Source organism: Agreia bicolorata (assembly GCF_000938265.1).
In the GTDB taxonomy this organism is placed as follows: Bacteria; Actinomycetota; Actinomycetes; order Actinomycetales; family Microbacteriaceae; genus Agreia; species Agreia bicolorata.
This window is the reverse complement of sequence record NZ_JYFC01000008.1, coordinates 147,531-174,305: the sequence shown is the minus strand read 5'-3', so window position 1 is coordinate 174,305 and position 26,775 is coordinate 147,531. Positions and strand designations below refer to the sequence as shown.

Annotated in this window: 29 protein-coding genes; 18 read left to right on the top strand and 11 right to left on the bottom strand. The window is 64.7% G+C overall.

Annotation, left to right across the window (positions count from 1 at the left end; translation table 11 throughout):
- Positions 1-2 precede the first annotated feature (2 nt).
- Together TZ00_RS16490 and TZ00_RS16485 are read left to right on the top strand one after the other, a co-directional pair.
- A complete protein-coding gene (locus TZ00_RS16490; protein WP_044443352.1) occupies positions 3-332 on the top strand; it encodes a metal-sulfur cluster assembly factor in 330 nt (109 codons plus the stop codon).
- 176 nt (positions 333-508) lie between these two features.
- Positions 509-2,107, top strand: a complete 1,599-nt coding sequence (locus TZ00_RS16485; protein WP_044443479.1) for an ABC-F family ATP-binding cassette domain-containing protein — start codon at positions 509-511, stop codon at positions 2,105-2,107.
- An 18-nt stretch (positions 2,108-2,125) separates the two neighbouring features.
- On the opposite strand, the gene TZ00_RS16480 is transcribed toward TZ00_RS16485, so the two are convergent.
- A complete protein-coding gene (locus TZ00_RS16480) occupies positions 2,126-2,758 on the bottom strand; it encodes a TetR family transcriptional regulator (protein WP_044443351.1) in 633 nt (210 codons plus the stop codon).
- A gap of 67 nt (positions 2,759-2,825) precedes the next feature.
- On the opposite strand from TZ00_RS16480, the gene TZ00_RS16475 reads away from it, so the two are divergent.
- Genes TZ00_RS16475 through TZ00_RS16450 form a run of 6 tightly spaced genes read left to right on the top strand, consistent with a single transcriptional unit; the run spans position 2,826 to position 7,427 of the window.
- On the top strand, positions 2,826-3,431 hold the full coding sequence (locus TZ00_RS16475; protein ID WP_044443349.1) for a biotin transporter BioY: 606 nt from the start codon (positions 2,826-2,828) through the stop codon (positions 3,429-3,431).
- Positions 3,428-4,678, top strand: a complete 1,251-nt coding sequence (locus tag TZ00_RS16470) for a class I adenylate-forming enzyme family protein (protein WP_052521648.1) — start codon at positions 3,428-3,430, stop codon at positions 4,676-4,678. The genes TZ00_RS16475 and TZ00_RS16470 overlap by 4 nt, the downstream gene beginning before the upstream one ends.
- Positions 4,671-5,834 (top strand): thiolase family protein, encoded by a 1,164-nt coding sequence (locus TZ00_RS16465; RefSeq protein ID WP_044443348.1) that lies wholly within the window; start codon positions 4,671-4,673, stop codon positions 5,832-5,834. Before TZ00_RS16470 ends, TZ00_RS16465 begins: the two co-directional genes overlap by 8 nt.
- Positions 5,831-6,523 (top strand): energy-coupling factor ABC transporter ATP-binding protein, encoded by a 693-nt coding sequence (locus TZ00_RS16460; protein WP_044443347.1) that lies wholly within the window; start codon positions 5,831-5,833, stop codon positions 6,521-6,523. The genes TZ00_RS16465 and TZ00_RS16460 overlap by 4 nt, the downstream gene beginning before the upstream one ends.
- Positions 6,524-6,561: 38 nt before the next feature.
- A complete protein-coding gene (locus TZ00_RS16455) occupies positions 6,562-7,119 on the top strand; it encodes an energy-coupling factor transporter transmembrane component T family protein (protein WP_052521647.1) in 558 nt (185 codons plus the stop codon).
- Positions 7,116-7,427: a CHY zinc finger protein gene (locus tag TZ00_RS16450; protein WP_044443345.1), complete on the top strand. Its 312-nt coding sequence runs from the start codon at positions 7,116-7,118 to the stop codon at positions 7,425-7,427. Before TZ00_RS16455 ends, TZ00_RS16450 begins: the two co-directional genes overlap by 4 nt.
- 12 nt (positions 7,428-7,439) lie before the next feature.
- Here the strand turns inward: TZ00_RS16450 and TZ00_RS16445 are convergent, their stop codons facing one another.
- The 3 genes from TZ00_RS16445 to TZ00_RS16435 are packed head-to-tail and all read right to left on the bottom strand — an operon-like array spanning position 7,440 to position 8,817.
- Entirely contained in the window at positions 7,440-8,288 is an 849-nt protein-coding gene (locus TZ00_RS16445) for an SURF1 family cytochrome oxidase biogenesis protein (RefSeq protein ID WP_044443344.1), read from the bottom strand.
- Positions 8,285-8,527 carry a hypothetical protein gene (locus tag TZ00_RS16440; RefSeq protein ID WP_044443342.1) on the bottom strand — a complete coding sequence of 81 codons (243 nt, stop codon included), beginning with the start codon at positions 8,525-8,527 and terminating at the stop codon, positions 8,285-8,287. Before TZ00_RS16440 ends, TZ00_RS16445 begins: the two co-directional genes overlap by 4 nt.
- Positions 8,524-8,817: a DUF3099 domain-containing protein gene (locus TZ00_RS16435; protein ID WP_052521646.1), complete on the bottom strand. Its 294-nt coding sequence runs from the start codon at positions 8,815-8,817 to the stop codon at positions 8,524-8,526. The genes TZ00_RS16440 and TZ00_RS16435 overlap by 4 nt, the downstream gene beginning before the upstream one ends.
- A 114-nt stretch (positions 8,818-8,931) precedes the next feature.
- Between TZ00_RS16435 and fabG the strand changes: the two genes are divergently transcribed.
- On the top strand, positions 8,932-9,642 hold the full coding sequence (gene fabG, locus TZ00_RS16430; protein WP_044443340.1) for a 3-oxoacyl-ACP reductase FabG: 711 nt from the start codon (positions 8,932-8,934) through the stop codon (positions 9,640-9,642).
- 18 nt (positions 9,643-9,660) lie between these two features.
- Here the strand turns inward: fabG and serB are convergent, their stop codons facing one another.
- Positions 9,661-10,374: a phosphoserine phosphatase SerB gene (gene serB / locus TZ00_RS16425; protein WP_078713339.1), complete on the bottom strand. Its 714-nt coding sequence runs from the start codon at positions 10,372-10,374 to the stop codon at positions 9,661-9,663.
- Positions 10,371-11,615 carry a glucose-1-phosphate adenylyltransferase gene (locus TZ00_RS16420; RefSeq protein ID WP_044443338.1) on the bottom strand — a complete coding sequence of 415 codons (1,245 nt, stop codon included), beginning with the start codon at positions 11,613-11,615 and terminating at the stop codon, positions 10,371-10,373. The genes serB and TZ00_RS16420 overlap by 4 nt, the downstream gene beginning before the upstream one ends.
- 47 nt (positions 11,616-11,662) lie before the next feature.
- Between TZ00_RS16420 and glgA the strand changes: the two genes are divergently transcribed.
- The 3 genes from glgA to TZ00_RS16405 all read left to right on the top strand — a co-directional run bounded on the left by glgA (position 11,663) and on the right by TZ00_RS16405 (position 14,023).
- The gene (gene glgA, locus TZ00_RS16415) at positions 11,663-12,844 is read left to right on the top strand and encodes a glycogen synthase (protein WP_044443336.1); all 1,182 of its coding nucleotides are present in this window, start codon (positions 11,663-11,665) and stop codon (positions 12,842-12,844) included.
- A gap of 20 nt (positions 12,845-12,864) precedes the next feature.
- Positions 12,865-13,647: an ABC transporter ATP-binding protein gene (locus tag TZ00_RS16410; protein WP_044443334.1), complete on the top strand. Its 783-nt coding sequence runs from the start codon at positions 12,865-12,867 to the stop codon at positions 13,645-13,647.
- 124 nt (positions 13,648-13,771) lie between these two features.
- Entirely contained in the window at positions 13,772-14,023 is a 252-nt protein-coding gene (locus TZ00_RS16405; RefSeq protein WP_044443333.1) for a type B 50S ribosomal protein L31, read from the top strand.
- A gap of 104 nt (positions 14,024-14,127) precedes the next feature.
- Here TZ00_RS16405 and TZ00_RS16400 read toward each other — a convergent pair whose 3' ends face one another.
- Both TZ00_RS16400 and treS read right to left on the bottom strand, forming a co-directional pair.
- Positions 14,128-14,901, bottom strand: coding sequence for an exonuclease domain-containing protein (locus tag TZ00_RS16400; protein ID WP_338010801.1), 774 nt, complete (start codon positions 14,899-14,901; stop codon positions 14,128-14,130).
- A 51-nt stretch (positions 14,902-14,952) separates the two neighbouring features.
- Positions 14,953-16,671 (bottom strand): maltose alpha-D-glucosyltransferase, encoded by a 1,719-nt coding sequence (treS, locus tag TZ00_RS16395; protein ID WP_044443330.1) that lies wholly within the window; start codon positions 16,669-16,671, stop codon positions 14,953-14,955.
- A gap of 84 nt (positions 16,672-16,755) precedes the next feature.
- On the opposite strand from treS, the gene TZ00_RS16390 reads away from it, so the two are divergent.
- Entirely contained in the window at positions 16,756-17,655 is a 900-nt protein-coding gene (locus tag TZ00_RS16390; RefSeq protein ID WP_044443328.1) for an alpha/beta fold hydrolase, read from the top strand.
- On the top strand, positions 17,652-18,728 hold the full coding sequence (locus TZ00_RS16385; protein WP_044443326.1) for a glycosyltransferase family 4 protein: 1,077 nt from the start codon (positions 17,652-17,654) through the stop codon (positions 18,726-18,728). Before TZ00_RS16390 ends, TZ00_RS16385 begins: the two co-directional genes overlap by 4 nt.
- Here the strand turns inward: TZ00_RS16385 and TZ00_RS16380 are convergent.
- Positions 18,655-19,278, bottom strand: a complete 624-nt coding sequence (locus tag TZ00_RS16380) for a histidine phosphatase family protein (RefSeq protein ID WP_044443325.1) — start codon at positions 19,276-19,278, stop codon at positions 18,655-18,657. The two genes, TZ00_RS16385 and TZ00_RS16380, sit on opposite strands and share 74 nt — an antisense overlap.
- On the bottom strand, positions 19,275-20,141 hold the full coding sequence (locus TZ00_RS16375) for an NAD-dependent protein deacetylase (RefSeq protein ID WP_044443323.1): 867 nt from the start codon (positions 20,139-20,141) through the stop codon (positions 19,275-19,277). Before TZ00_RS16375 ends, TZ00_RS16380 begins: the two co-directional genes overlap by 4 nt.
- Positions 20,142-20,288: 147 nt before the next feature.
- On the opposite strand from TZ00_RS16375, the gene TZ00_RS16370 reads away from it, so the two are divergent.
- The 3 genes from TZ00_RS16370 to TZ00_RS16360 are packed head-to-tail and all read left to right on the top strand — an operon-like array spanning position 20,289 to position 23,985.
- A complete protein-coding gene (locus TZ00_RS16370; protein WP_044443321.1) occupies positions 20,289-21,089 on the top strand; it encodes a TrmH family RNA methyltransferase in 801 nt (266 codons plus the stop codon).
- 44 nt (positions 21,090-21,133) lie between these two features.
- Positions 21,134-22,693: an APC family permease gene (locus tag TZ00_RS16365; protein ID WP_044443319.1), complete on the top strand. Its 1,560-nt coding sequence runs from the start codon at positions 21,134-21,136 to the stop codon at positions 22,691-22,693.
- A gap of 47 nt (positions 22,694-22,740) precedes the next feature.
- On the top strand, positions 22,741-23,985 hold the full coding sequence (locus TZ00_RS16360) for a D-alanyl-D-alanine carboxypeptidase family protein (protein ID WP_044443317.1): 1,245 nt from the start codon (positions 22,741-22,743) through the stop codon (positions 23,983-23,985).
- Here the strand turns inward: TZ00_RS16360 and TZ00_RS16355 are convergent.
- Positions 23,982-24,797 (bottom strand): SGNH/GDSL hydrolase family protein, encoded by an 816-nt coding sequence (locus tag TZ00_RS16355; protein WP_044443314.1) that lies wholly within the window; start codon positions 24,795-24,797, stop codon positions 23,982-23,984. The genes TZ00_RS16360 and TZ00_RS16355 overlap by 4 nt on opposite strands.
- Before the next feature lie 134 nt (positions 24,798-24,931).
- On the opposite strand from TZ00_RS16355, the gene TZ00_RS16350 reads away from it, so the two are divergent.
- Positions 24,932-26,770 (top strand): DEAD/DEAH box helicase, encoded by a 1,839-nt coding sequence (locus TZ00_RS16350; RefSeq protein WP_044443471.1) that lies wholly within the window; start codon positions 24,932-24,934, stop codon positions 26,768-26,770.
- Positions 26,771-26,775 lie beyond the last annotated feature (5 nt).

Genomic DNA, 26,775 nt, shown 5'->3' with positions numbered 1-26,775 from the left:
TCATGGCGTCGACACTCTCCCCGCAGCGCTTCGATGAGATCGAAGACAAGCTGAAAGACGTGATGGACCCAGAGCTCGGGGTCAACATCGTCGATCTCGGACTGATCTACGATCTCGCCTGGGACGACGAGAACGACGCCCTTCTCATCAGCATGACCCTGACCAGTGCCGGATGCCCCCTCACCGACGTGATCGAGGAGGAGACGGCGCAGGCGCTCGACGGCACGGTCGAGCAGTTCCGCATCAACTGGGTCTGGATGCCGCCGTGGGGTCCGGAGAAGATCACCGATGACGGCCGCGAGATGATGCGGGCCCTCGGCTTCTCGATGTAGTCGTGCTTCACATCCTGCAGCTCCCGACGATGTGAGCAGACCAGGCCCCGACCGGATCGATATCGGATCGGGGCCTTCGTCTGTTGTCACGGAGGTCCGGCGTCCCGAGTTTTATACTGAAGTTCTTCCCCCAAACACTCAGCGCGAGAGCGTATGAGAAGAAATGGATTGTGCCTGTGCTGAATGTTCAAGACCTCGAACTACGGGTCGGTGCACGGGTGCTCATGCAAGACGTCTCGTTCCGGGTCGCCGATGGCGACAAGATCGGTCTCGTCGGCCGCAACGGCGCAGGCAAGACAACACTCACGAAAGTCCTGGCGGGGGAGCAGCTGTCGAACGGCGGCAAGGTCGAGCGGAACGGCGAGATCGGCTATCTTCCTCAGGACCCGAGGTCGGGCAACCCCGAGGATCTGGCCCGCACCCGCATCCTCGACGCCCGCGGGCTCGGACAGCTCGTGCTCGGCATGCAGCAGGCCACGGCCGACATGGGCAGCTCGGACCCCAAGGTCAGCGCTCAGGGCATGACCAAGTACGGCAACCTCACCGATCGGTTCCTCGCGCTCGGCGGCTACGCGGCCGAGGCCGAGGCCGCGTCGATCGCGTCGAACCTCAACCTGCCCGACCGTATCCTCGACCAGCCGCTCTCGACTCTGTCCGGTGGACAGCGTCGGCGTATCGAGCTCGCCCGCATCCTCTTCTCCGACGCGCGTACGCTGATCCTCGACGAGCCGACGAACCACCTCGACGCCGACAGCGTCGTCTGGCTGCGCGAGTTCCTCAAGAGCTACTCCGGCGGATTCATCGTGATCAGCCACGACATCGAACTCGTCGGCGAGACAGTGAACAGGGTCTTCTACCTCGATGCCAACCGCCAGGTCATCGACGTCTACAACATGAATTGGAAGAACTACCTGCGCCAGCGCGCAGCCGACGAAGAGCGCCGCAAGAAAGAGCGCGTCAACGTCGAGAAGAAGGCATCGGTTCTGCAGTTGCAGGCAGCGAAGTTCGGCGCGAAGGCGTCGAAGGCCGCGGCGGCTCACCAGATGGTGGCCCGCGCAGAGAAGATGCTGTCAGGCCTCGAGGAGGTACGCGCCGTCGACCGCGTGGCCAAACTGCGCTTCCCGACCCCCGCGCCGTGCGGCCGAACCCCGCTCATGGCATCCAACCTCTCAAAGAGCTACGGCTCACTTGAAATCTTCGCAGCAGTCGATCTGGCTATCGACCGGGGATCGAAGGTGGTCATCCTCGGGCTGAACGGTGCCGGCAAAACGACTCTCCTTCGTATTCTCGGGGGAGCGGACAAACCCGACACCGGGCAGATAGAGCCCGGCCACGGGCTGCGCATCGGCTACTACGCGCAGGAGCACGAGACCATCGACGTGAAGCGCAGCGTGCTCGAGAACATGGTGTCGTCGTCGCCGAACATCACCGAGATGGAGGCTCGCCGAGTGCTCGGATCCTTCCTCTTCACCGGTGATGACTCGCACAAGCCCGCGGGCGTTCTGTCGGGTGGAGAGAAGACTCGCCTCGCCCTGGCCATGATCGTCGTATCGGGCGCCAACGTGCTGCTGCTCGACGAGCCCACGAACAACCTCGACCCCGCGAGCCGCGAAGAGATTCTCGACGCCCTGGCTCACTACGAGGGTGCCGTTGTGCTCGTCAGCCACGATGAGGGCGCCGTCGAAGCGCTCAACCCCGAACGCGTGCTCATTCTGCCCGACGGGGTCGAGGACCACTGGAACAAGGACTACGCCGACCTGATCTCGTTGGCCTGACGCGCCCGTGAGGTGTGCCTAACGGGCGACCTCGCTCTGCACAGCGAGTCCTGCAATGAGCAGGGACACCCCGAAGTCGAACGAGTCACGTTCACGGCGTGCTTCGGTGTCGACATCCGACGGCTTCGCACCCTGCGAAGAGATGACGACGCCCAGACTGTCCGCCTGGATCCTTTGCTGTTCGTGAGAGACGTGGCCGAGAAGGAAATGCAGAAAGGCTGCAGCGGCGGCTCGTTCGACGCGTTCGTCAAAGTCGCCCAGGTGAATTGCGGCAGTGAGTCGTGCCAGGGCTTCACCAGCCCCGAGACCAAGAGCCTGGGAGCTCAGAACGACCTCGGCTCCGTCTCTGAACGACAGCAGGGCGTTCCGCAGCGCCTCGGCTTCGATGCGCACGGCCGACGCCCAGTCGGTTTCGCCATGGTGCACGACGCGCGTGCCACGAACGATTCGATCCGACACTGCCGCGAGCAACGTCTGCTTGTTCTCGAAGTGCCAATACAGAGCGCTCGGCTGCACGTTCAAGGTCAACGCCAGTCGACGCATGGTCAGATCAGGCAGACCGTATTCGTCGAGAATCGCAAGCGCAGCATCGACGACGTCACTCCGGGAATGTCGCTGTGGTCTTGCCGAAGGGGTAGCGTTCGTGGTCATCGTAGGCTCATCATAACAACTAACATGAACGGTGTTCAGGTGAACGGTGTTCAAGTGAAGGCAGACGATGTTCAAACAAGCGGCTTGGGACGTGCGTGACACGACGCGAGTAGCGGCTTTCGCCGCTCTTATTGCGGTTCTCGGTCTTCCCGGAGCAGTTCCCGTCTTCGGGGGAGCCGTTCCAATCACCCTGCAGACGTTGGGAGTGATGCTGGCCGGAACCATTCTCGGCCCGTGGCGCGGGGCAGCCGCAATACTCACATTCGAGGCGCTGGTGCTGTTCGGACTACCAATCGTGTCCGGCGGTCGGGGCGGTGCAGGCATGTTCGTGGGTCCGTCGGCGGGATACCTGCTCGGGTGGATTTTCGGAGTTGTCGTCATCGGCGCCATCGCTTCCGTCGGTTCGGAGAGGCCCCGCTGGTGGCGCACGGCAGTTGCCTGTGTCACGGGCGGCATCCTTGTCGTCTACGCTTTCGGAATTCCGATCCAGGCTCTGGTCACCCGGCTTCCTCTCGTCGAAACAGCCCTGACAAGCACCGTCTTCCTGCCTGGCGACCTCGTCAAAGCCGTGCTTGCCACAGTCATCACCCTCACGCTCTGGCGCGCGTATCCCCGGGCGTTCAGTCGCGGAACCAACCCGAAGCATCCGGTGGATACGGATGTGACTGCGTGACGAAACCCGGCTCGATCCTCCATGGATCGAAGACGATCGGCCCTGCTGAGCTGAACGAACGAGTGAGCAGATTCGTCGCCGAGAACGACCCGCGAATCGGGATCATCCACCCCATACTCGACGACAACGCGGCCGATGCGCTCGTCGCTCTGCTCGCTGTGCGCGAAGCGGGCGGAGTGCCGCTCGTGGGAGACAGCCGCTGGAGCACGCAGTACTGGTCGGCAGTCAGCTCGCACGCGAAAGCCGAGTGTGTCGGGGGAGACAAGGCATGGGCAAGTTTCAGCTCGGGCAGCAGCGGCGCACCCCGAGTGATTCTTCGTTCGGCGTCGTCATGGCAAGTGTCCTTCGCCGCCGTCACAGATCTGCTTGCACTCACTGCCGACGACGTGGTCTACGTCCCCGCACCGCTGGCTTCGTCGCTGACACTTTTCTCGGTCGCCCACTCACGATCCGTGGGCGCGAGCATCCTTCTTCCATCTCGGCCGTCGTCGTCGGCCGAACATCTCACTCGCGCCACCGTCGTGCACACGACGCCGCAATCCTTGCGCGCCATCGTGGAGGTGATCGAGGGCGGTGCGCCGCACAGCATGCGAGTCGCGCTCGTCGGCGGCGACCACCTCGATCACGCGCTGAGGAGACGATGCGCGGCCCTGGGCATCCGGGTGATCGGCTATTACGGCGCGGCCGAACTGTCGTTCGTCGCGGTCGATGACGACGGCCTCGGTCTGCGTCCGTTCCCCGGAGTTCAGACTCGCATCGTGGGCGGGGAGCTGTGGGCCCGATCCGCCTATCTGGCATCCGGGTATCTGGAAGACGGCGGAGGACCCTTTCGCGTCGACGGGGAGGGCTGGGGAACCGTTGGGGACCGCGCGGAGAACGATGCCTCCGGACGACTGATGCTTCGAGGTCGTATCGACGGAGCCATCCTCACCAGCTCCGCAACGGTCATTCCAGACGAAGTCGAGGCCGCATTGCGCAGCATCGACGGCATAGACGATGCGGCGGTCTTCGGGCTACCCAACGAGAGAACGGGAGCCCTCGTCGCCGCGCTCGTTCAGTTCTCGCCGGGCAGTTCACGCCCGTCGACAGCGCGGCTCCGCGAGCAGGCGGCTGCTCGGCTTCCGCTCACTCACATTCCGCGACGGTGGTTCTGGACCGAGGACATGCCTCGCACAAGCACGGGCAAAGCAGCCCGATCGCAGATCCGACTCTGTGCTCTCGAGAAGAAAGCCCGGCGCCTTGACTGACAACGGACCCGCTGTCATCGTCGCCGCCCGGCGCACTCCCATCACGGTGAGAGGAGGCGGCCTCTCCCACCTCGGCGCAGAACAGCTGGCGGGCCCGGTCGTGCGCGAGTGCGTCACCGATGCAGAGTCGGCGACGGGGCAGCGGGCGCAGGTCGCCGACGTCGTCCTGGGCAACTGCATGGGTCCAGGAGGCAATATCGGTCGTATCTCCGCGCTGGCAGCGGGGCTCGACTCGTCAGTTCCCGGAATGTCGATCGATCGTCAATGCGGCAGCGGCCTCTCAGCCATCATCACGGCGGGGGAGGCCATCAGGGCCGGCGATCACCGGATGCGCATCGCTGGCGGCGTCGAAAGCGCCTCGACAGCGCCGCTTCGGCTGATCGCGGGTGCGCCGTACACGAGGGCACCGTTCGCTCCGACCGGATTCCCCGACCCGGAGATGGGCCCAGCGGCTGAGGCTCTAGCTCAGATGTTCGGCATCAGCAGGGCACACCAGGACGACTACGCGAGACGAAGCCACCAACGTGCGCTTGCTGCGCAGAGGCGACAGATATTCGATGCTGAGATCGTCTCCGTCGACGGCGTGGCGAACGACGACGGACCGCGCGAGAACGTGTCGCGTCTGCTCTCACGATTCGTTCCGCTCTTTGCTGACGCTTCCGGTCACGCCGACGGCACCGTCACCGCCGGCAACTCCTGCCGAATCTGTGACGGAGCCGCCGCCGTCGCGATGGTGCCGCGCTCCGCGCGACAGGGCGCGCCCGGTCTGGCCTTGGTTGCCGCGTCGACGATCGGATGCGATCCGGCTCTCCCCGGCATAGGGCCTGTCGCCGCCGTGCGCCGAGCGCTTCATGACGCGAATGTCAGCCTGTCCCAGATCTCCGCCATCGAGATCGTCGAGGCATTCTCGGCCCAGACGCTCGCCGTACTTCAATCGCTGGACCTTGCGGATCGCCATCGGGTCGACCCGCGTGTGTGCGCAGACGGGGGAGCCTTGGCACTCGGGCATCCGTGGGGCGCCTCCGGGGCGGTCGGCGTCGTCCGTCTCTTCTCCCGGCTCGTCCGACAGGATGCACCCGCCGGCGCGCTGGGCCTCGCGACGGCTGCCATCGGCGGGGGAATGGGCGTCGCGGCAGTCTTCGAGGTCGTCCGATGAACTCTGAGCGGCTCATCTCGTTTCGGCAGGTTTCCGTCGACTTCGGCGAGAGGACCGCACTCGACAACGTCTCCGTTCTACTCGATCAGAAACGTATCGCCGTCATAGGATCCAACGGATCCGGCAAGTCGACCTTCGCTCGACTGCTCAACGGATTGGCCTCCGCAAGCCGCGGCGAAGTGAGAGTGCACGGAATCGACCCCATCAGACAGGCCCGGCTGCTACGGCGCCGCGTGGGCTTCATCTTCAGCAATCCCGACAGTCAGATCGTGATGCCGACAGTTGCCGAAGACATCGCCTTCTCACTTCGCGGACGAGGGCTGTCTCGAACGGAAGTCGACGAACGAGTGTCGCGCATGATCCAGACCCACGGCCTCTCACACCACGAGAACTCTGCGGCGCACAGCTTGTCGGGTGGGCAGAAGCAGCTCCTCGCACTGAGCTCCGTTCTCGTGAGCGAGCCGCAACTCATCGTCGCCGACGAGCCGACCGCGCTCCTCGATGCCGCGAACACTCGGCGGATCAGCAATCACCTGCTCGACGAAATGCCCCAACAACTTGTCCTGGTAACGCATGACCTTCGCCTCGCAGAACGCTGCGACACGGCGTTGTGGTTCGACCAGGGCCGTCTGCGCCGATGTGGAGAGCCCCGAGCGGTCATCGCGGAATACGAGAGAAGCCACCCATGATAGGCCTGTACAGGCCAGGAACGAGTGTCCTTCACCGAATGCCGACGGGCCTCAAGCTCGTCTGCTTCATCGGGGCGTCTCTCGCTATCGCTACAACGACCACAAGCCTGTGGCAGGTCATTTCCGCGTTGACCTTCGTTATGACGGGATACGCGTGTGCTGGACTGAGCGCGCGGGTGCTGGCGAGCCAGGTTGTCGCGGCCAGGTGGATCATCCTGTTCATGCTCGCGCCCCAATTGCTCTTTCTCCCCGCTATCGATGCCGTGACCAACACCGCGCGAGTGGCGCTGATAGTGATTCTTGCGGCCCTGTTCACGTTGACGACGCGCATACCGGATCTTCTCGACGCCACCGAACGCGCCTGTGCACCGTTCCGCCGCTTCGGTATACGCCCCGAAGCCGTGGCACTTGTCCTCGCCTTGACCATCACCTCCATTCCCGTGATCGCAGGCTTCGCTGCAACGATTCGCGACGCACAGCGAGCCCGTGGCATTCCACCCCACCGGCTGAGTTTCGCTGTTCCTCTCCTCATCATGTCGCTGAAGCACGCCGACGATCTCGCCGATGCGGTGAGTGCGAGAGGAATCGAGCCATGAAGGTCTGGGGCCAGACGGTAGACGACGAGACGCGGTGCGTGCATTACCGAACGCCGAAAGACATCATCGCCATCAAGTTCGCGTGCTGCGGCCGATACTATCCGTGTCACCTATGTCACGAAGAAGCAGAATCCCATCAGGCCACGCAATGGCCGATCGGAGAGCGACGCACCAAAGCCATTCTCTGCGGGGCGTGCTCGAGCGAGCTCACCATAGACGAGTACCTGAAGACAGATCGGTGCCTCCACTGCTGTGCACCCTTCAATGAACGCTGCAGCTTGCACGCGCACCTCTACTTCGAGATGTAGGGGCGAGAAAATTCAGCGCGAGGCAGATCGATCGATCAGCTCGTCCTCGACTTCGTTATCGCTCTTAGCCTTCGCCTTACGACGCCGTTCGCGATCGGCCGCACGTTCCTTCTCCTCGGGATCGTCGGCGTTCAGCGCCCGGTATTCCTGACGGGCCGCGTAGCCGAGGCCGAGGAATCCGAGCAGAGCGAAAACGAACCACTGGAAGGCGTAGGAGAGGTGGGGGCCTTCGTCCTCCGGGGGACGCGTGTCGAGCTGCCCTGTGTCGGCGGACGGGGACTCGCTGGCCAGGTCGCCGTACGCTCCCGTGTAGGTCGGCTCGCCGACCTGCTCGGCGATCGTCGGCAGATCGATGGAGGGGATCTCGCCGGCGGCAGCCGATCGCCCCTCCAGTTTGGGCTCGCTGGCCTTCAATCGCGCCACGACGGTGACCTCGCCCGAGGGCGATGAGGGAACGACGTCTGGTTTGTCCTGCTCCTGACCGGTGGGAAGCCACCCCCTGTCGACGATGAAGACGGAGCCGTCGTCGAGCCGGAACGGCACAAGAAGCTCGAATCCGGGCTGCCCTCCCGATGGGCGGTTGCGCACGAGCAATTGCTCGGACTCGAGATACGAGCCCGTCAGGGAGACGGTCATCCACTTCTGCGACTCATCGAAGGAATCCAGGCCATCGAGCACATCGGCGACAGGCCGGGGAACAGCATCGTAGTTCGCGGCGACGCGATTGTTCTCGGCGACTGCATCGGCTCTCCGTGCCAGTTGCCAGAACCCGAGCAGCACGCAGACGAGGGCGAACACGATGGTGAGAGCCAGGTAGCCTCCCCAGCGCCTACTGATCAGAAATTGCCAGCCCGCGCTCATCCGAGACCGTCCTTCTTCTGAGATCCATCGCCTGCATCGGCGATCACCTCGAGCGGAAACTCGCGGGCGGCAAGGAATTCGCGCAGGAACGAGACGTGCTCGTCGCAGGCGAGCCAGATCTTGCGCCGCGTCTCAGCGTGGATCTTGGGGTTTCGCCACTCGATTCGCCAAGCGGATGCCGCGCGGCAGCCCGCACGGGAACACTCCGAGCCCTCCGGCTCGAGTCCGAGACCGATCATTCCGGGCGACCGCCGAAATCGCGGGGAGGTCGGGCTCCCGGAACGGCGACGACACCGCCCGGACGGTTCACGACGGACTTCGTGGGGGAGCCGACGTTGGCCAGTACAACGGCGAAGTAAGGGAGCACGACGGCGCCGATCGCGGGAAGGATCAGCCACCACCCGTGCAGAAAGAGCATCAGGACGATGCAGACGAGACGAATAGACATGGCAATGCTGTACTTGATCATGCGCGTTCGGCGCTCATCGCCCGGCGAAGGCGGGAGATCGGTGATCGACTGCTGTTTCATGCGCTCGTCTGCTCGGGTTCGATGGCCGGAAGGCTGCACTAAGCCTACGCCGCGTATGCACCTCCTATGCTGGTACGGGCCAGTGATCCGCGCCCCGCACAGAAGGACTCGTACATGACGACAGCTCGCACCGTACTCATCACCGGCGGAAACCGGGGAATCGGCTACTCCCTCGCCGAGGAATTCATCGCCCAGGGACATCGGGTGGCCGTCACGGCACGCTCCGGCGAGGGTCCCGAAGGCAGCCTGACGGTGCTGGCCGATGTAACCGATGCCGCGTCGATCGACCGCGCGTTCACCGAGGTCGAGGCGGCGCTCGGACCCGTCGAGGTACTTGTGGCAAACGCGGGCGTCACTAAAGACACGCTTCTGCTTCGTATGACGGAAGACGACTTCACCTCGGTCATCGACACGAATCTGTCAGGGTCGTTCCGCGTGATCAAGCGCGCATCGAAGGGCATGCTCAAGGCGCGCTTCGGCCGCATCATTCTGATCTCGAGCGTTGTCGGCCTCTACGGATCGGCCGGCCAGGTCAACTACGCCGCGTCGAAGGCCGGCCTCGTCGGAATCGCACGATCGATCACTCGAGAGCTGGGATCGCGCGGCATCACCGCCAACGTCGTCGCTCCGGGCTTCATCGAGACCGACATGACGGCAGCCCTTCCCGAGGCCACTCAGACGGAGTACCTCAAGTCGATTCCCGCCGGCCGCTTCGCGACGCCGACCGAGGTTGCGCGAGTCGTCGCGTGGCTCGCTTCGGATGACGCGGGTTACATCTCGGGTGCGGTCATCCCGGTGGATGGCGGCCTCGGAATGGGTCACTGACCCGACGCCCGCAGCGGGTCAGCCGCGTAGTCCGAGGGCCGGAAGCACCTGACTGAGGTCGCGTTCACTGATGGCGACGTTCGCCGAACGGCGAACAACAGGTCGTGCGTCGAAGGCGATGGAGAGCCCCGCGGCCTTCATCATCTGAAGATCGTTTGCGCCGTCTCCGACGGCCACGGTGCGCGAGCGAGGAACTTTGTAGACGGACGCCCACTCGGTAAGAGCGGAGGCCTTGGCTTCGGCGTCGATCACCGGGCCGAGCACAGCACCGGTCAGCTTTCCATCCCGCACATCGAGCCTGTTCGCTCTCCAGAAGTCGAGCCCTACCTCGCCAGCGAGTTCGTCGAGCAGCTCGTGGAACCCGCCGGAGACGACGCCCACCACGCTGTTGTTCGCATGCAGGGTGTCGATCATCTGCTGCGCACCGGCCGTGAGTCTGATCTGCGCGGCGATGTCGGGCAGCTGTGCGACGGGGAGACCCTCGAGGGTGGCCACGCGCGAACGCAGGCTCTGCTCGAAGTCGAGTTCGCCGCTCATCGCCCGCTCGGTGATCTCAGCGACCTCGGCGAAACTGCCCGCAGCCTGCGCGAGCATCTCGATGACCTCGTTCTCGATGAGTGTCGAGTCGACGTCGAGCACGACAAGAAACCGAGAAGCATCCTGCGAAGAGATCCGTGAATCTATCGGTTGGCGGCCCGGGCTGTGCTGAACTGCCTCCGAGGTCAGACTCATGGCTCTACGCGAATTCCCTTTCCCACGACCGTGATGCCCGAGTCGGTCACGGTGAATCCGCGCTCTCGATCCCGCACTGCATCCGTTCCCACCTGGGCCCCGGCTGCAACCACCACGTTCTTGTCAAGAATAGCCCGCTTGACGATAGCGCCCGGCTCGACGTGCACACGGTCGAACAGCACGGAGTCCTGAACGAGCGCCTCGGATTCGATCGTCGACCATGGGCCGACGACGCTGCCCTCGACCCGTGCACCGGAGATGAGACAGCCGAGCGAGACGAGCGACCCGAGCGTGGTGCCCGTGTTGCCCTTCGCATCCCGCACGAACTTGGCCGGCGGCGAGTTGAGCTGCTGGGTGAAGATCGGCCACTCGCGGTTGTAGAGATTGAAGATCGGCAGCGCCGAGATCAGATCCTGGTGGGCGTCGTAGAACGAGTCGATCGTTCCCACGTCGCGCCAGTAGTAGCGGTCACGGTCTGTCGCTCCCGGAACCTCGTTGCGCTGAAGGTCGTACACGCCGGCCAATCCGCGTTCGACGAAGTCGGGGATGATGTCGCCACCCATGTCGTGGCTGGAGTCGGGCTTCTCGCCGTCACGGATGACGGCTTCGATGAGCATGTCCGCGTCGAAGACGTAGTTGCCCATCGACGCGAGAACCTCGCCGGGGGAGTCGAGCAGACCCTTCGCGTTCACGGGCTTCTCGAGGAACTCGGAGATCTTCGTGGGGTCGTCGTCGGATGTCTGGATGACACCGAACTGGTCGGAGAGTTCGATGGGCTGGCGGATAGCGGCGACCGTGGCACCCAGTCCAGATTCGATGTGTGCGGCGACCATCTGCTCGAAGTCCATGCGGTACACGTGGTCGGCGCCGACGACAACGACGATGTCGGGTCGCTCGTCGCCGATGAGGTTGAGGCTCTGCAGGATCGCGTCCGCAGATCCGGCGAACCAGCGCTTTCCCAGTCGCTGCTGAGCCGGAACGGAGGCGACATACGAGTCGAGCATCATGGGCAGTCGCCAGGTCTGCGACACATGCCGGTCGAGGCTGTGCGACTTGTACTGGGTGAGCACCACGATCTGCCGGAGGCCCGAGTTGACCAGGTTCGAAAGAGCGAAATCGATGAGCCGATAGCTGCCGCCGAACGGAACGCCGGGCTTTGCCCGGTCTGCGGTAAGCGGCATGAGTCGCTTACCCTCTCCGCCGGCGAGGACGATGCCAAAAATCTTCTTCGATGCTGCCATGCACTAACAGTAGAGCCTCGGCGGAGGACTGTACTACGTTCATAGCTGTGCGAGTAGACGTGATATCCCGAGAGTATCCACCCGAGGTCTATGGCGGAGCGGGGGTGCATGTCGCCGAACTCGTCAAGGCGCTGCGCGGCAGCATCGACGTGGTCGTCAGGGCTTTCGGCGAGCCGAGGAACGAGGCAGGCGTGTTCTCGTATTCGACTCCGGTCGAGCTCGCCGACGCGAATCCCGCCCTCAAGACGCTCGGCACCGACCTCGAGATCGCCAACGATGTCGCCGGGGCCGACGTGGTGCATTCGCACACCTGGTACGCGAACGCCGCCGGTCAGATCGCGGCGCGACTTCATGGCATCCCGCACGTCGTGACGGCTCATTCCCTCGAGCCGCTGCGGCCGTGGAAGGCCGAGCAGCTCGGCGGGGGATACCGCCTCTCAAGCTGGATCGAGAAGACGTCGTTCGAGAGCGCGGACGCCGTCATCGCCGTCAGCCACGGCATGCGCCGCGACATCCTGCGTAGCTATCCCTCTCTTGACCCGGAGCGCGTCAGCGTGGTCTACAACGGCATCGATCTCGAGAAGTGGCACCCCGAGAGCGATGACGATGTGCTCGCGGAGTTGGGCATCGACCCGACCCGACCCACCGTGGTCTTCGTCGGGCGCATCACCCGCCAGAAGGGTCTGCCCTACCTGCTTCGTGCGATCGAGAAGCTGTCGCCGGACGTGCAGGTCGTACTGTGTGCCGGGGCCCCGGACACTCCCGAGATCCTCGAAGAGGTCTCCGCCGGCGTGCGGGAGTTGCAGAAGACGCGATCCGGCATCGTGTGGATCGACCGGCTGCTCGACACGCGCACTCTGTCTGTTGTGCTGTCGAGCGCGACGGTCTTCGTATGCCCCTCCGTGTACGAGCCTCTCGGCATCGTCAATCTCGAAGCCATGGCGTGCGGCCTACCGGTCGTGGGAACGGCCACGGGAGGAATTCCCGAGGTCGTCGATGACGGCGTCACGGGCATCCTCGTGCCGATCGATCAGTTGCAGGACGGCACAGGAACGCCCGTCGATCCCGATCGATTCGTGGCAGATCTCGCCGCAGCTCTCACCCGAGTGCTCGACGACCCCGAACGGGCGCGCTCGATGGGGCGCGCCGGCAGGCTGCGGGCGGAGAGCACGTTCAGCTGGGCCCAAATCGCCGTCGAGACGGAGCGGATCTACCGCTCCCTGCTCTGATCACCGGTTAAGCTAGAGCCATGCCCGTGGTACTCCAGCTGTCCGACGTGTCCGTAGTGCGAGACGCGAATCCCATTCTCTCGAACCTCGACTGGACGGTCGAGGGCGACGAACGGTGGGTCATCCTCGGACCGAACGGGGCGGGCAAGACGACCCTCCTCCAGATCGCGGCGGCAATGAGCCATCCGTCGAGCGGCGTCGCCACGGTGCTCGACGGAAAGCTGGGCCAGGTCGACGTGTTCGAGCTGCGCCCCCGGGTCGGGTTCGCGTCGAGCGCGATGGCACGGCGGTTTCCGGCAGATGAGACCGTGCTCAACGTCGTTCTGACGGCGGCCTACTCGGTGACGGGCCGGTGGAACGAGGACTACGAAGACGTCGACCTCCGACGTGCGCACCGTGTTCTCGCGGAGTGGAAGCTCGATCACCTCGAGAACCGACTCTTCGGTTCGTTGAGCGATGGCGAGCAGAAGCGCGTGCAGATTGCGCGTTCAGTCATGACCGATCCAGAACTTCTTCTCCTCGACGAGCCGGCGGCGAGCCTCGACCTGGGTGCGCGCGAAGAACTGCTGCAGTTGCTCGGGGGATACGCCAGTTCCTCCGAGTCACCGGCCATCGTCATGGTCACGCACCACGTCGAGGAGATTCCCCGAGGGTTCACCAACGCGCTGCTCGTTTCGGACGGCCGCATCGTGGCCGCAGGCCCCCTCGCCGAGGTGCTCACGGCAGAGAACCTGGAGGCCACCTTCGGTCTCCCTATCACGCTGACGGAGACCGACGGCCGCTACTCGGCCCGCGCTGCCTGACGCTCCGTCGAACACGGCACTTTTCTGATAGAGTTGACCGCTGGTCCGGTCGACGCTGCTGTATGCCGCGTGCGTGCCAGGCCGAACAGACTTTTTCGCATCACTCGTATCCAAAGGAAACCCCATGAAGACAGACATCCACCCGAACTACGCTCCGGTTGTCTTCCGCGATCTCGCCTCCGGCGCGACCTTCCTGACCCGTTCCACGGTCGGCAGCTCGAAGACCATCGAGTGGGAAGACGGAAACACCTACCCGGTCATCGACGTCGAGATCTCGTCCGAGTCGCACCCGTTCTACACGGGCAAGCAGCGCATCATGGACTCCGCCGGACGCGTCGAGAAGTTCAACAGCCGCTACAAGGGCTTCGGCGCGTAGTACTCCGCTCAGCACAGAAGAAGGGCCGGAAGCGATTCGCTTCCGGCCCTTCTTCTGTGCTCGCTCCCGTTCGTCGAGCTTGTCGAGACGAAAGCAGTGCGCGATCAGCCGACCGGCCAGGCTGTTCTGGCGGTGAACTCGGGGTCGCGCGTTCGCCGCATGTACTCCTGGAAGCTCTCGGCCTGCTCTCGGAACCAGTCCACCTGCTTGTTGTGCAGTTCGTGTACGGCGAGAGCCGACACCGCATCGTGCTTCTGAGCGAGAGCCTGAGCGACCCGACCTGCTGCGATGGCGTCGGCACCGGCATCGTGAGCGTCGAGCAGCTCGACGCCGTAGACCACTGCCGCGGCTTCGAGGGTGCGCTTGCCCTTGCGATAGCGATCGACGGCCTTGTCGATGACAAGGGGATCGACGATGGGGCCCGGAAGCTCGAGTGGGTCGATGCCGTAACGCATCGCTTCGTGGTGCAGCAGGGTGAGGTCGTAGGGCGCGTTATAGATGACAAGAGGCACACCATCGGTGAGGAGTGCCCGGAGCGCTTCGACGATCTCGAACACTACCAGCGCGGCGGGTCGACCGTCGGCGATGGCCTTCTCGGTGGTGACACCGTGCACGGCCGTGGCCTGCTCGGGAATCTCGACGCCGGGGTTCGCGAGCCAATCGAGACGAGACACTGGATGCCCGTCGACGCCGATGACGCTCACGTTCGCCGTGACGATACGGCTCGTCTGCACGTCGATGCCGGTGGTCTCGAGATCGAAGACGGCGAGGCGGTGCCACCACGGTGCCGGCACCGCTGCCTCGACCTCGGCCGGATCTGCGATGAGGACAGCATCGTCTGAGAGGCTGAACAATTCGGGCTGCACTGAATCTGTCACAACCCGAACTCTACCGGCCACCTCGGACGCTACCCTGGCGCCACCTGGGGATCAGAACCGCTGGTCGACAGACTGACCGATCTGCAGCCAGTAGAAGCTCTGAGTGCCCAAGGTCAGGGTGAGACTGCCGTCGTCTGCGATCGTTGGGAACTCTCCGCCTCCGAAGAGATCGACGAGTCGTCCGCCCGCCTGATCGGGCAGCTGGATGTGAACGGCGACGGGGTTGTGGGCGAAGCTGAACACGCAGAGGACCTGCTCAGGAGAGTCTCCGAGGTGCGATCCCGACCCTTCGTAGGTGCGAACGAAGGCGAGCACGGATTCATGATCGGTCTGCAGAACCTGCATGCTGCCGAGTCCGAACGCGGGATGCGCCTTGCGCACGTGAATGACGTTGCGCACCCAGTGCAGGAGCGAGCGCGACTGCGCAAGCTGAGACTCGACGTTGACCAGGGCGTAGTTGTAGACGAGCGACTGCACAACGGGCAGGTAGAGCTTGCCTGGGTCAGCCGTGGAGAATCCCGCGTTGCGGTCAGGGGTCCACTGCATCGGCGTGCGCGAAGCATCTCGGTCGTTGAGCCAGATGTTGTCGCCCATGCCGATCTCGTCGCCGTAGTACAGGAACGGGCTTCCCTTCAGCGCGAACAGCAGTGCGTGCGCGAGTTCGAGCTCAGCCCGCGAGTTGTCGAGCAGGGGAGCGAGGCGCCGCCGGATTCCGATGTTCGATCGCATGCGCGGGTCGTAGGCGTACCAGCCGTACATGGCCTGGCGGTATTCCTCTGAGACCATCTCGAGCGTCAGCTCGTCGTGGTTGCGCAGGAACACGCCCCACGCGGCCGAGTCGGGCACATCCGTCGTCTCAGAGAGGATGCGCACCAGCTCGTCGGCATTCTGCGAGCGCAGCGAGTAGAAGATGCGGGGCATCACCGGGAAGTCGAAGGCCATGTGGCACTCGGGCTCTTCTTCGGTGCCGAAGAACGCGGCGACCTCGCGCGGCCACTGGTTCGCCTCGGCGATGAGCACGCGACCGGGATAGTCCTGGTCGACCATGGCGCGGAGCTTCACGATGAAGTCGTGAGTCTTTGGTTCGCCCTCTCCATTGCCTTCTTCGGACTCGTAGAGATAGGGGATGGCGTCGAGGCGCAGCCCGTCGACACCGAGTTCGAGCCAGAACCGAACGATGTCGAAGATCGCGTCGTGCACGGCGGGGTTCTCGAAGTTGAGATCGGGCTGGTGCGAGAAGAACCGGTGCCAGAAGAACTGGCGCCTGACCGGGTCGAAGGTCCAGTTCGATTCCTCGGTGTCGACGAAAATGATGCGTATGCTCTCGTACTTCTCATCGGTGTCGCTCCAGACGTAGAAGTCGCCGTACGGTCCCTCCGGGTCGGACCGCGACTGCTGGAACCACTCGTGCGCGTCGGAGGTGTGATTGAGCGGGAAGTCCATAACGAGTCGCATGTTGCGCTCGTGCGCCTTGGTGACGAGGTCGCGGAACTCGTCGAGCGTTCCGAATTCAGGAAGGATCGACGTGAAGTCCGAGACGTCGTAGCCGCCATCGCGAAGCGGCGAGTTGTAGAACGGCGGCAGCCACAGGGCGTCGATGCCGAGCCACTGCAGATAGTCGAGCTTCGACACAAGGCCTGCGATGTCGCCCGCCCCGTCGCCGTTGCTGTCGACGAACGACCGCACCATCACCTCGTAGAAGACGCTCCTGCGATACCACTGTGGATCGAGCGTGAGTCCCGGCAACTGGATGGGGGCGGTGAAGTTCACGTACTAGTCCTTCCGAGGGCGCGTATCGGGCGTATCGCCGCGCTGCATCAGCCCAGTCTAGGCGTGCACTTACACTGGATCACGATGATTGTTCCCTCGCCCTACGCAGCTCGACTCGACGCCATCCCGCTCGAGCGACGCACCGAAGAACTCGCCGGAAGTACGACGGAACTCTGGGTCTACGGCCCCCGCGACGCCGACACCACGATCGTGTTGGTTCACGGCTTCCGCGGAGACCATCACGGCCTCGAGCCGGTTGTCGCCCACCTGCCCCAGTACCGCACAGTTCTGGCCGATCTTCCGGGATTCGGCGTGTCTACGCCCCTCGATGCCGACCACGACATCGACGGCTATTCGGCCTGGCTTCTCGAACTCGTCGATCGTGTGCGCGGACCGGGGCGAACGGTCGTGCTCGGCCATTCCTTCGGCTCGATCATCGTGTCCGCCGCGCTGGCACGGGGTCTCGAGGTCGACGACATCGTTCTTGTCAATCCCATCGCCGCACCGGCGCTGTCCGGCCCCCGCGGCATCCTCACCCGCCTGGCCGTGTTCTACTACTGGGCACCCGCGAAGATGCCGGAGCGTCTCGGATTCGCCGTGCTCAAAGCACCGATCGTCACCCGCATCATGAGTGTCACGATGGCGAAGACCCGGTCACGGTCTCTGCGCCGATGGATCCACAATCAGCACGATCTCTACTTCGGCGCCTTCTCTAACCGGCAGGTCGTTCTCGACGCCTTCAAGGCCTCGATCTCTCACGACGTCTCCGAATACGCGGCCGAGAACACGACACGCACGCTGCTCATCGCCGCCGACCGCGATGACATCACCCCCGTCGAGGCCCAGCATCGACTGACCGAGAAAATCGCTGATTCGCGGCTCGTGGTCCTGGGCGACGTCGGCCACCTGGTGCACTACGAGATGCCCAAGCAGGCGGCTGAAGCGATCGACGAATTTCTGCGCGACGAATCGAGCGGCGAATGAGGGTCGTCGTCGACTGCCGCTACACCCGCATCGGTCGACACGACGGAATCAGCCGCTACACCGCGGGGCTCGTCAGCGCGCTGGCCGAAGAACACGAGCTCGTGATGCTGATCAGCGACGTCCGCCAACTCGAGATGCTCCCTGATCTGCCGTGGCACCTCGCGAGTTCTCCCACCAGCGTGCGCGAGCCGCTGGTGGCGCTGCAGGTAAACACCCTGAAGCCCGACGTCGTCTTTTCTCCGATGCAGACGATGGGATCGTTCGGCCGCCGCTATGCGCTCGCCCTCACGGTGCACGATCTCATCTATTACTCGAATCCCACGCCGCCCCGCGATCTCGCCTGGCCCATTCGGCTCCTGTGGCGCGCTTATCACCTCTCCTGGTGGCCGCAGCGCTACCTGCTCTCACGTGCAGATGCGGTGGTCACCGTGTCGAAGACCACGCGCGATCTCATCGCCCGCAACAAGCTCACCCGCAAGCCGGTCACCGTCGTCAGAAACGCGGCGGATGGTGCCGTCTCGTCGCCCGTACCAGCCTCGAGCCGCAACCGACACCTGGTCTACATGGGTTCCTTTATGCCCTACAAGAACGTCGAGACGCTCGTGGCGGCAGCAGGCCTGCTCGACGGCTACGAGCTGCACCTCATGAGCCGGGTATCGGATGCCGACAGGCGGCGACTCGAGGCGATCGCACCGAACGCGCGGCTGGTGTTCCACAACGGAGCGAGCGACGACGAGTACACCTCGGTGCTGCGGAGCGCCACGGCGCTCGTGACGGCCTCCTTGGAAGAGGGCTTCGGCATTCCTCTCGTCGAATCGATGGCGCAGGGAACACCGATCGTCGTCAGCGACATCCCCGTATTCTCGGAGATCGGCGGCGAAGCGGGTCTCTACTTCGATGCTCACGACCCGGCGGGCCTGGCCGAGCGCGTGCGCTCGCTCGAGGACCCGGCCGAATTCACGCGCCGGTCGGAGGCCGGCGTCGTGCAGGCCGCGGAGTTCAGCTGGAAGGCGTCAGCGACGACGTTATGGGAGCTTCTCGACGAACTGGCGGCTCGACCGCGAGGCCGTTGAACCTCTCGAGAACCAGCGTTCCGTCGACGTGACGGAATCGGTGATCTGACCCGTTCGGAATGCGCACCTCGGCCGGGGGAAGGGCCTTCTCGGTCACATAGCGCACAAGCGAACTGATGACGCCACCGTGGGTCACGACGAGAACCCGCTGCCCGGGATGCTCGAGGGCGATCGACTCGAGCGAGGGAAGCACCCGCCGGGTCACGTCACTGCGCCGCTCGATGCCCGGTACGCCCGCCATCGAGGGAAACCGTATCGCGAGTGCCGCGTCATCCATGCCCTCTGCCTCACCGTAGGCGCGCTCGACGAGACGATCATCGACCTGGAGCTCGCCGAGACCGAGCCGTTCGGCGATGATGCGGGCCGTCTCCCGGGCTCGATCGAGTGGGCTCGTCACGATCGCGTGCCACTCCTCGTCGGCCAGCCGCTCGGCCGCGGCCTCCGCCTGCGCACGACCCGTGTCGTTCATCGGGATGTCGGTCCCGCCTTGGATACGCCGCCCGAGGTTCCAATCGGTCTCACCGTGACGCACGAGAACGAGCTCGGTCATGCGTTCTTCTTCTCGGGGAGGAGATGCCGGCTCAGCTCGGCAAGGGTCTCAGCGGCCCCGGCATCCAGTTTGACCGTCGCACGAGAATCGCCCTTCGTCGCACCTCGATTGACGATGACGATCGGCAGGCGACGGCGACGAGCCTGCTCCAGAAGCCTGATGCCTGAGTTGACCACGAGCGATGAGCCCGCAATGAGCATCGCCTCAGCTCCGGCGACAAGCGCGGACGCCTCTTGGAATCGCTCGTTCGGAATGAATTCGCCGAAGAAGACGACGTCGGGTTTCAGCATTCCCTGGCAGACGGAGCAGTCGGGCACCACGAACGACGAGTAGTCGGTGACGTCAGCGTCGCCGTCGGGCGCCAGGGTGATGGCATCCGGCCTGTCGAGCCAGGGGTTGTCGGCGGAGATCCGCTCTGCAATGCTCGCCCGTGCGAATGCCTGGCCGCAGTTGAGGCAGAGCACGCGATCCATCGAGCCGTGCAGGTCGACGAGGTGCGTGGATCCGGCTCGTGCGTGCAGCCCATCGACGTTCTGGGTGATGACTCCGGACACCACGCCCGCGTCTTCGAGCTCGGCGAGGATGCGATGACCGGCGTTGGGGCGGGCCGCATGAAACATCTTCCAGCCGAGGTGGCTGCCTGCCCAGTACCTGCGGCGGTAGTCATGGCTCTCGAGAAACTGATCGAACGTCATCGGGTTGCGCTTCGGAGCGCCTTCGCCGCGATAGTCGGGGATGCCCGAGTCCGTGCTCATTCCTGCGCCCGTCAGAACGACGATTCTTCGCCCTGCGAGGGCCGCCACGGCCTCATCTATCTCGACGGGTGATGCTGCTCTCGGGCTCGATTCGACGAGCGGGACCATCTGCACCTCCTGCCGCCCGAGTCTGTGGACTCCGGCGCTTCGCGTTACTCTTCGAAGTCTAAACAGTCCCGAGGGCGGTTTTGTTTCCGACCGGTCGCTCGCGATCGCGTCATCAGCCGCACACGGAAGAACGAGGAGTGCCCGAACGTGAAGACAGTGCGGATCGACAGTCTCGATCTCCCCGGACTCGACGACTACGCACGGCTGACCGATGTGGTTCTGAGGCGTCTCAGCGAACCCGCGGGAGGCCTGTACATCGCAGAGTCGTCGAAGGTCATCGCGCGCGCCCTCGCGGCGGGGCATCGACCGCGCTCCGTGCTCGTGCAGGAACAATGGCTCGACGATATCGAGCCCCTGCTCGCGGAATGGGACGATGTGACGGTCTTCGTCGGAGATGCAGCGACTCTCGAGTCGCTCACGGGGTACAACCTGCATCGGGGCGCACTGGCCGCGATGCATAGGCCTGAGCTCCGACCGGTCGCCGAGGTCATCGAGGGCGCGCGACGGATCGTCGTACTCGAGGACATCACCGACCACACGAATGTGGGCGCGATCTTCCGTGCCGTCGCGGGCATCGGTGCCGACGCCGTGTTGATCTCCCCCCGGTGCGCGGATCCGCTGTACCGGCGGAGCGTACGGGTGAGCATGGGCACGGTGCTCCAGGTTCCGTGGACCCGGCTGCCCGAATGGTCGGAGGCTGCTCCGCTTCTGCATGCCGCCGGATTCCACATCGCCGCCCTCGCCCTCTCCGACGAGGCGGTCACGCTCGACGAGTTCGCGGCCGAGGTGCCGTCCAAGCTCGCGCTCGTGCTGGGCTCGGAAGGGGACGGGCTCTCGCGACAGGCGCTGTCCGCCGCGGACACCGTGGTGACGATTCCGATGAGCCACGGAGTGGATTCCCTCAACGTGGCCTCTGCGAGCGCCGTGGCGCTCTACACACTCCGCTGACCTTCAGCGGTAGTATCCCGCTACCACGCAACGAGGAGGATGCAATGTCGCAGCAGTCCACGAGGTCCACGCCGGGCGCCGGCACGTCAGACGGCAAGGGACTCGCCACGGGTTCCCTTGGGCTCGTGGGATCCGTGGTGATCGGCCTCGCGTCCACGGCTCCCGTCTACTCCCTCGCGGCCACGGTGGGCTTCGTAGTGCTCGCCGTCGGAGCACAGGCGCCTATCGCCATCGTCCTCGCGTTCATCCCGATGTTCCTCACGGCCTACGCCTACCGGGAGCTCAACGAGGCCGTTCCCGACTGCGGCACCTCCTTCACATGGAGCACGAAGGCCTTCGGCCCGTGGGTGGGATGGATGAGCGGGTGGGGCGTCATCGTCGCCGGAACCATCGTGCTCGCGAATCTCGCGCAGATCGGCAGCAAGTACTTCTGGCTACTCATCGGCAATCCCGACCTCTACAACAGCACACCCCTGGTCACCGCGACGGGCGTCGTGTTCATCGCGGCGATGACGTTCGTCAGCGTGCGCGGCCTGGAAATCGGCGAGATCCTGCAGAACATCCTGCTCGGCATCCAGTACCTGGCACTCATCCTCTTCGTGGTCTTCGCGCTGGGGAGCGTCTTCGCCGGCACGGCGCCCGAGGGGTCGATGGTGCCCCAGGCCGACTGGTTCAACCCGTTCGCGTTCGACTCGCTGCCCGGCTTCACCGAGGCGATCCTCTTGTGCCTGTTCATCTACTGGGGCTGGGACACCTGCCTCGCCCTCAACGAGGAGACGAAGGATCCGGAGCACATTCCCGGGCGCGCGGCCCTGCTCTCGACCGTCATTCTCGTGATCACCTACGTCGCGGTGGCGGTGGCCGCGATGGCCTACGCCGGTCTCGGCGAGGCGGGACTGGGGCTCGCCAACGACAAGAACGCCGAAGACGTGTTCTTCGCGCTCAAGGATGCGCTCTTCGGCCCGTGGGCGTGGCTTCTCGTCGTCGCCGTGATGGTCTCGGCGATCTCGTCGACACAGACCACGATCCTGCCGACAGCCCGCGGAACGCTCTCGATGGCCACGTACCGGGCGCTCCCCGAGCGGTTCGGCCGGGTTCACCCGCGATTCCGCACACCGGCGTTCTCCACGATCGTCATGAGCATCGTGGCCAGCGTCTTCTACGTGGGCATGACCATCATCAGCGACGCGTTCCTCTCCGACACGATCCTGTCGCTCGGCCTGGCGATCGCGTTCTACTACGCGATCACGAGCTTCGCCTGCGTCTGGTACTTCCGCCGGGAGCTCTTCACTTCGGTTCGCAACTTTGCGACCAAAGGACTCTTCCCCCTGCTCGGCGGCCTTATGCTCACAGCCGCGTTCGTGCAATCCGCCATCGACATGCTCGATCCCGACTACGGGTACACCGTGCTCTTCGGCATCGGAGGGGTGTTCGTGATCGGCGTCGGCTCCTTGCTCGTCGGTGCGGTGGTCATGGTCGTGTGGTACTTCTTCCCCTCGGCGAAGCCGTTCTTCCGGGGCGAGAGCCTCAATCGCGAGACACCGGTCCTCGTTCCCGAAGGGGAGACCCGCATCCCGAGGTCGGTCGACGGCGGACGGATGTGATGCTCTTGGCGGCATTCTTCAAGCAACAAGTCTCCTAGGATTGGCGGGTGTCCCCGACGTCAGCACCTGCCCGCCGCCGCCGCCGCCGAATCGTCGCGATCTCGGCCACAGGCATCCTTGTCGTCGTAGCGGTCGCCCTCGGCCTGTACGTGCCGGCCGCCTTGGCCGCCCCGCTACCGACAGCCCAGCTTCAGCTCGACGTTCCGACACCCGCGCCAGCCGAACCAGCCACTCTCGCGCTGCCGGGCGTGGGCACAGGGGCGATCGCCTTGGAGGGGTCGGACGAGCTGCTCGGTGAGAGCGGTCAGACAGGACCCGTGCCGATAGCCAGCGTCACGAAGGTCATCACGGCCCTGGTGGTTCTCAAGGCACATCCTCTCGTCGAAGGCGATGACGGGCCGGGGATCACAATGACGGCGGCCGACGTGCAGATCCTCGAGCAGACCCGCGCGGTCGACGGTTCCTACGAGCTCGTCAACGAGGGACAGGTTCTGAGCGAGCGACAGGTGCTCGAGATCATGCTGCTGAAGTCGGCGAACAACTACGCCGAGACGGTCACGAACTGGGCGTTCGGATCGCTCGCCGCCTATCTCGAGGCGGCCCGGTCGTTCACGGCCGAGCATGGCCTCACGGACACGACGCTCGTGGATGCCTCCGGACTCGATCCCGGGAGCCGCAGCTCGACGAAGGATCTGATGAGAATCGCGTCGCTCGCCCTCGCGGATCCGGTCCTCGCGAAAATCGTGTCAACAGCGATCGATCAGGTGCCGGTCATCGGAGAGATCGACAACAGCAACAAGCTCCTCGGAATCGACGGCATCGATGGCATCAAGACCGGAACGACAGACGAGGCGGGATCGTGCCTGCTGTTCTCAGCCGAATTCACCGTCGGAGATGAGACGAAGTCCGTGGTCGGCGTAATCCTCGGGGCAGAGAGCTCCCAGGCCGCGCGCGACGCCGTTCAAGCCCTCCTCGCAAGCACGAAGGCGTCGTTCACCACGCTTCCGCTCATTCGCGCGGATACCGAAGTCGGCACATACACGACGGCCTGGGGTGAGACCGCCCGGATCGTCGCAACATCCGACAGCGATGCCATCGTGTGGTCGAACGACGCCGTCGAGGTCGACGCCAGTGCTGCAGACATGGTGACTGCACAGGCGGGCGTCAATGTAGGCACCATTCGCTACACCGTCGACAACACGACTGAACAGGTCGCCCTCGAGCTCGACGGAACTCTGGAGGATCCGGGGTTCTGGTGGCGCATCGGCCACCCCGAACTGGTTTTCGGCTAGTCCACCTGTTCCGACTCGTCCAGCTTTGGCGCCGGCAGATTCATGGGCACCGCGTCAGGCCGCTTCGGCGAGATCCCATCGCCGCTCGATCGGTGGGTCACGCGCCGGATGACCCACGGCACGAAATGCGTACGCGCCCACACAAGGTCCTCCGTTCGAGCCTGACGCCACGTCGCCGCGGGGAGCGGCTCCGGCACGCCCGGTTGCAGGTCGTTCTCGACATTCAGCGCCTGGAGCACCAGGCGAGCCACCTCGTGGTGGCCGAGAGCGTTGAGGTGAAGCCGATCCGGGCTCCACATGCGCGAGTCCTGAATGGACGACAGACCCCACTGGTCGGCGACGATGCAGTCATGACGTGCCGCGATCGTGCGGAGGTTCTCGTTGTAGATAGCGACCTTGCCGCGGATGCCTCTGAAGACGGGGGAGAAGGCCACATCCGTTCCCGTGAAGATCACCACGGTGGCGTTGTCGCGCCTCAGACGTTCGATGCCGGCATCCATCCGGCGCGCGATGTCGTCGGGATCGGTCCCGGGGCGGATGATGTCGTTGCCTCCCGCCGAAATCGTGACGAGGTCGGGTTGCAACGCCAAGGCAGGCTCCACCTGCTCGTCGAGGATGCCCTGCATCAGACGGCCCCGGATGGCGAGATTCGCGTATGCGAAATCGTCGCCCGCCTCGGCGCTCAGAACCTCGGCCACACGATCGGCCCATCCGCGGTACCCGCCGGGGCTCGCAGGCTCCGGGTCTCCGATGCCCTCGGTGAACGAGTCCCCGATCGCCACGTATCGCCGCCATGGATGCCGCTCGGTCATATGCGCTCCTTCGAAGAAATCCACTCGTCAATGTACTCCTCTCGTAACGACGCCGAAGCATCTCGTTTCGTTCCTGGCGTCGGCGGCTGCGGGTAGTGTGGATGCACGTGAACAGCCTGCCCGATCCTCTTCCCCTGCCCGAGCTCCGGGTCGATCCTTCGGGCACCGATGGCACGCCTGTGGTGGGCGGAGGCGCCGCCGAGCACCTCTCTCCGTCCTTTCCCGAACGCGCCGCCTGGGGCACCGCGTCCAAGCTCCGCGCCTGGCAGTCCGAGGCGCTCGAGGCCTACTTCACCCACCAGCCTCGCGATTTTCTCGCCGCCGCAACACCGGGCGCCGGCAAAACCACCTTCGCGCTTCGCCTGGCCAGCGAACTTCTGCACAGGGGCATCATCGACCGTGTCACCGTCGTGGCACCGACCGAGCACCTCAAGAAGCAGTGGGCCGACGCGGCCGACCGCGTGCACATCCGCCTCACCCCCGGATTCAAGAACAGCGACCGCCGCTACGGCAGTCATTTCCACGGCGTCGCGGTCACGTATGCACAGGTCGCGGCGCGTCCCGCCCTGCACCGCGAACTCACCGAGTCGGCACGCAGTCTCATCATCCTCGACGAGGTTCATCACGGCGGCGATGCGCTCAGCTGGGGCGAGGCCATCCGCGAAGCCTTCGCTCCTGCAACCAGACGGTTGTCACTCACTGGTACCCCGTTCCGATCAGACACCTCGCCGATCCCCTTCGTCAGCTACCTCCAAGACGAACACGGCATTCGGCTCTCGCAGACCGACTACAACTACGGCTACGGGCGTGCCCTCCAAGACGGCGTCGTGCGCCCCGTGCTCTTTATGGTCTATGCCGGCCACATGCGCTGGCGCAGCAAGGTCGGCGACGAGATGGAGGCGCGGCTCGGCGAAGGAAACACCAAAGACATCACGTCGCAGGCGTGGCGCACCGCGCTCGATCCGGCCGGCGACTGGATCCCGTCGGTCCTCGCCGCTGCCAATCGTCGGCTCGCCGAGGTGCGACAGGGCATTCCGGATGCCGGCGGCTTGGTGATCGCGACCGATCAGTTCACGGCGCGCGCGTATGCGGCGATCCTCGAGAACATCTCGGGCGAGCCGGTCACCGTCGTTCTCTCTGACGAGAAGGAGGCGTCGGGCCGCATCGAAGAGTACTCGAAGTCGTCGAGGCGGTGGATGGTCGCCGTGCGCATGGTGTCGGAGGGCGTCGATATTCCCCGGCTCGCGGTGGGCGTGTATGCCACGAGCGCGTCAACCCCGCTCTTCTTCGCTCAGGCCATCGGCCGCTTCGTTCGCGCCCGGCGCCGGGGTGAGACCGCCTCGATCTTCCTTCCGAACGTTCCCGGCCTGATGGCCCTGGCCGGAACGATGGAACTCGAGCGAGACCACGCTCTCGACCGGCGCGACTCCGGCGACCCCGAGGGCGACATGTGGAATCCCGAGGACGCCATGGTCGCCGAGGCCAACGTTCAAGACAAAGCCTCTGATGCACTGCAGGACGACTTCGCCTTCCAGGCACTCGGCTCGCACGCGACCTTCGACAGAGTGCTCTTCGAGGGCAGCGAGTTCGGCGCCGAGGCTCCGGTCGACAGCGACGAAGAACTCGACTTCATCGGCATTCCTGGCCTGCTCGAACCCGATCAGGTGCGCGAGCTTCTTCAACACCGGCAGGCCAGACAGCAGCGCCACGCGGCCGACCGGCGCAAGAACGCTCCCCCCGGCCCCCCGGAAGACGAGCCGGCAGCACCTCTCTACCGCACGCTGGCAGAGCAGCGGAAGCTCCTCAACAGCCTTGTCGGCATCTGGGCCAAGACGTCAGACCAGCCGCACGGCCTGGTTCACGCCGAACTGCGTCGAGTCTGCGGTGGTCCGGCCGTTCCCCAAGCGAGCGTCACCCAGTTGCAGTCGCGCATAGCCACGGTGCGCAAATGGATGGGCGCCCACCACTCCTGACGCCG

Coding starts and splice junctions, on each gene's coding strand:
- TZ00_RS16490 (WP_044443352.1), top strand. CDS start 3: ATGGCGTCGACACTCTCCCCGCAGCGCTTCGATGAGATCGAAGACAAG.
- TZ00_RS16480 (WP_044443351.1), bottom strand. CDS start 2,758: ATGACCACGAACGCTACCCCTTCGGCAAGACCACAGCGACATTCCCGG.
- TZ00_RS16475 (WP_044443349.1), top strand. CDS start 2,826: ATGTTCAAACAAGCGGCTTGGGACGTGCGTGACACGACGCGAGTAGCG.
- TZ00_RS16460 (WP_044443347.1), top strand. CDS start 5,831: ATGAACTCTGAGCGGCTCATCTCGTTTCGGCAGGTTTCCGTCGACTTC.
- TZ00_RS16455 (WP_052521647.1), top strand. CDS start 6,562: ATGCCGACGGGCCTCAAGCTCGTCTGCTTCATCGGGGCGTCTCTCGCT.
- TZ00_RS16450 (WP_044443345.1), top strand. CDS start 7,116: ATGAAGGTCTGGGGCCAGACGGTAGACGACGAGACGCGGTGCGTGCAT.
- TZ00_RS16445 (WP_044443344.1), bottom strand. CDS start 8,288: ATGAGCGCGGGCTGGCAATTTCTGATCAGTAGGCGCTGGGGAGGCTAC.
- TZ00_RS16440 (WP_044443342.1), bottom strand. CDS start 8,527: ATGATCGGTCTCGGACTCGAGCCGGAGGGCTCGGAGTGTTCCCGTGCG.
- TZ00_RS16435 (WP_052521646.1), bottom strand. CDS start 8,817: ATGAAACAGCAGTCGATCACCGATCTCCCGCCTTCGCCGGGCGATGAG.
- fabG (WP_044443340.1), top strand. CDS start 8,932: ATGACGACAGCTCGCACCGTACTCATCACCGGCGGAAACCGGGGAATC.
- serB (WP_078713339.1), bottom strand. CDS start 10,374: ATGAGTCTGACCTCGGAGGCAGTTCAGCACAGCCCGGGCCGCCAACCG.
- TZ00_RS16420 (WP_044443338.1), bottom strand. CDS start 11,615: ATGGCAGCATCGAAGAAGATTTTTGGCATCGTCCTCGCCGGCGGAGAG.
- TZ00_RS16410 (WP_044443334.1), top strand. CDS start 12,865: ATGCCCGTGGTACTCCAGCTGTCCGACGTGTCCGTAGTGCGAGACGCG.
- TZ00_RS16405 (WP_044443333.1), top strand. CDS start 13,772: ATGAAGACAGACATCCACCCGAACTACGCTCCGGTTGTCTTCCGCGAT.
- TZ00_RS16390 (WP_044443328.1), top strand. CDS start 16,756: ATGATTGTTCCCTCGCCCTACGCAGCTCGACTCGACGCCATCCCGCTC.
- TZ00_RS16385 (WP_044443326.1), top strand. CDS start 17,652: ATGAGGGTCGTCGTCGACTGCCGCTACACCCGCATCGGTCGACACGAC.
- TZ00_RS16380 (WP_044443325.1), bottom strand. CDS start 19,278: ATGACCGAGCTCGTTCTCGTGCGTCACGGTGAGACCGATTGGAACCTC.
- TZ00_RS16375 (WP_044443323.1), bottom strand. CDS start 20,141: ATGGTCCCGCTCGTCGAATCGAGCCCGAGAGCAGCATCACCCGTCGAG.
- TZ00_RS16365 (WP_044443319.1), top strand. CDS start 21,134: ATGTCGCAGCAGTCCACGAGGTCCACGCCGGGCGCCGGCACGTCAGAC.
- TZ00_RS16355 (WP_044443314.1), bottom strand. CDS start 24,797: ATGACCGAGCGGCATCCATGGCGGCGATACGTGGCGATCGGGGACTCG.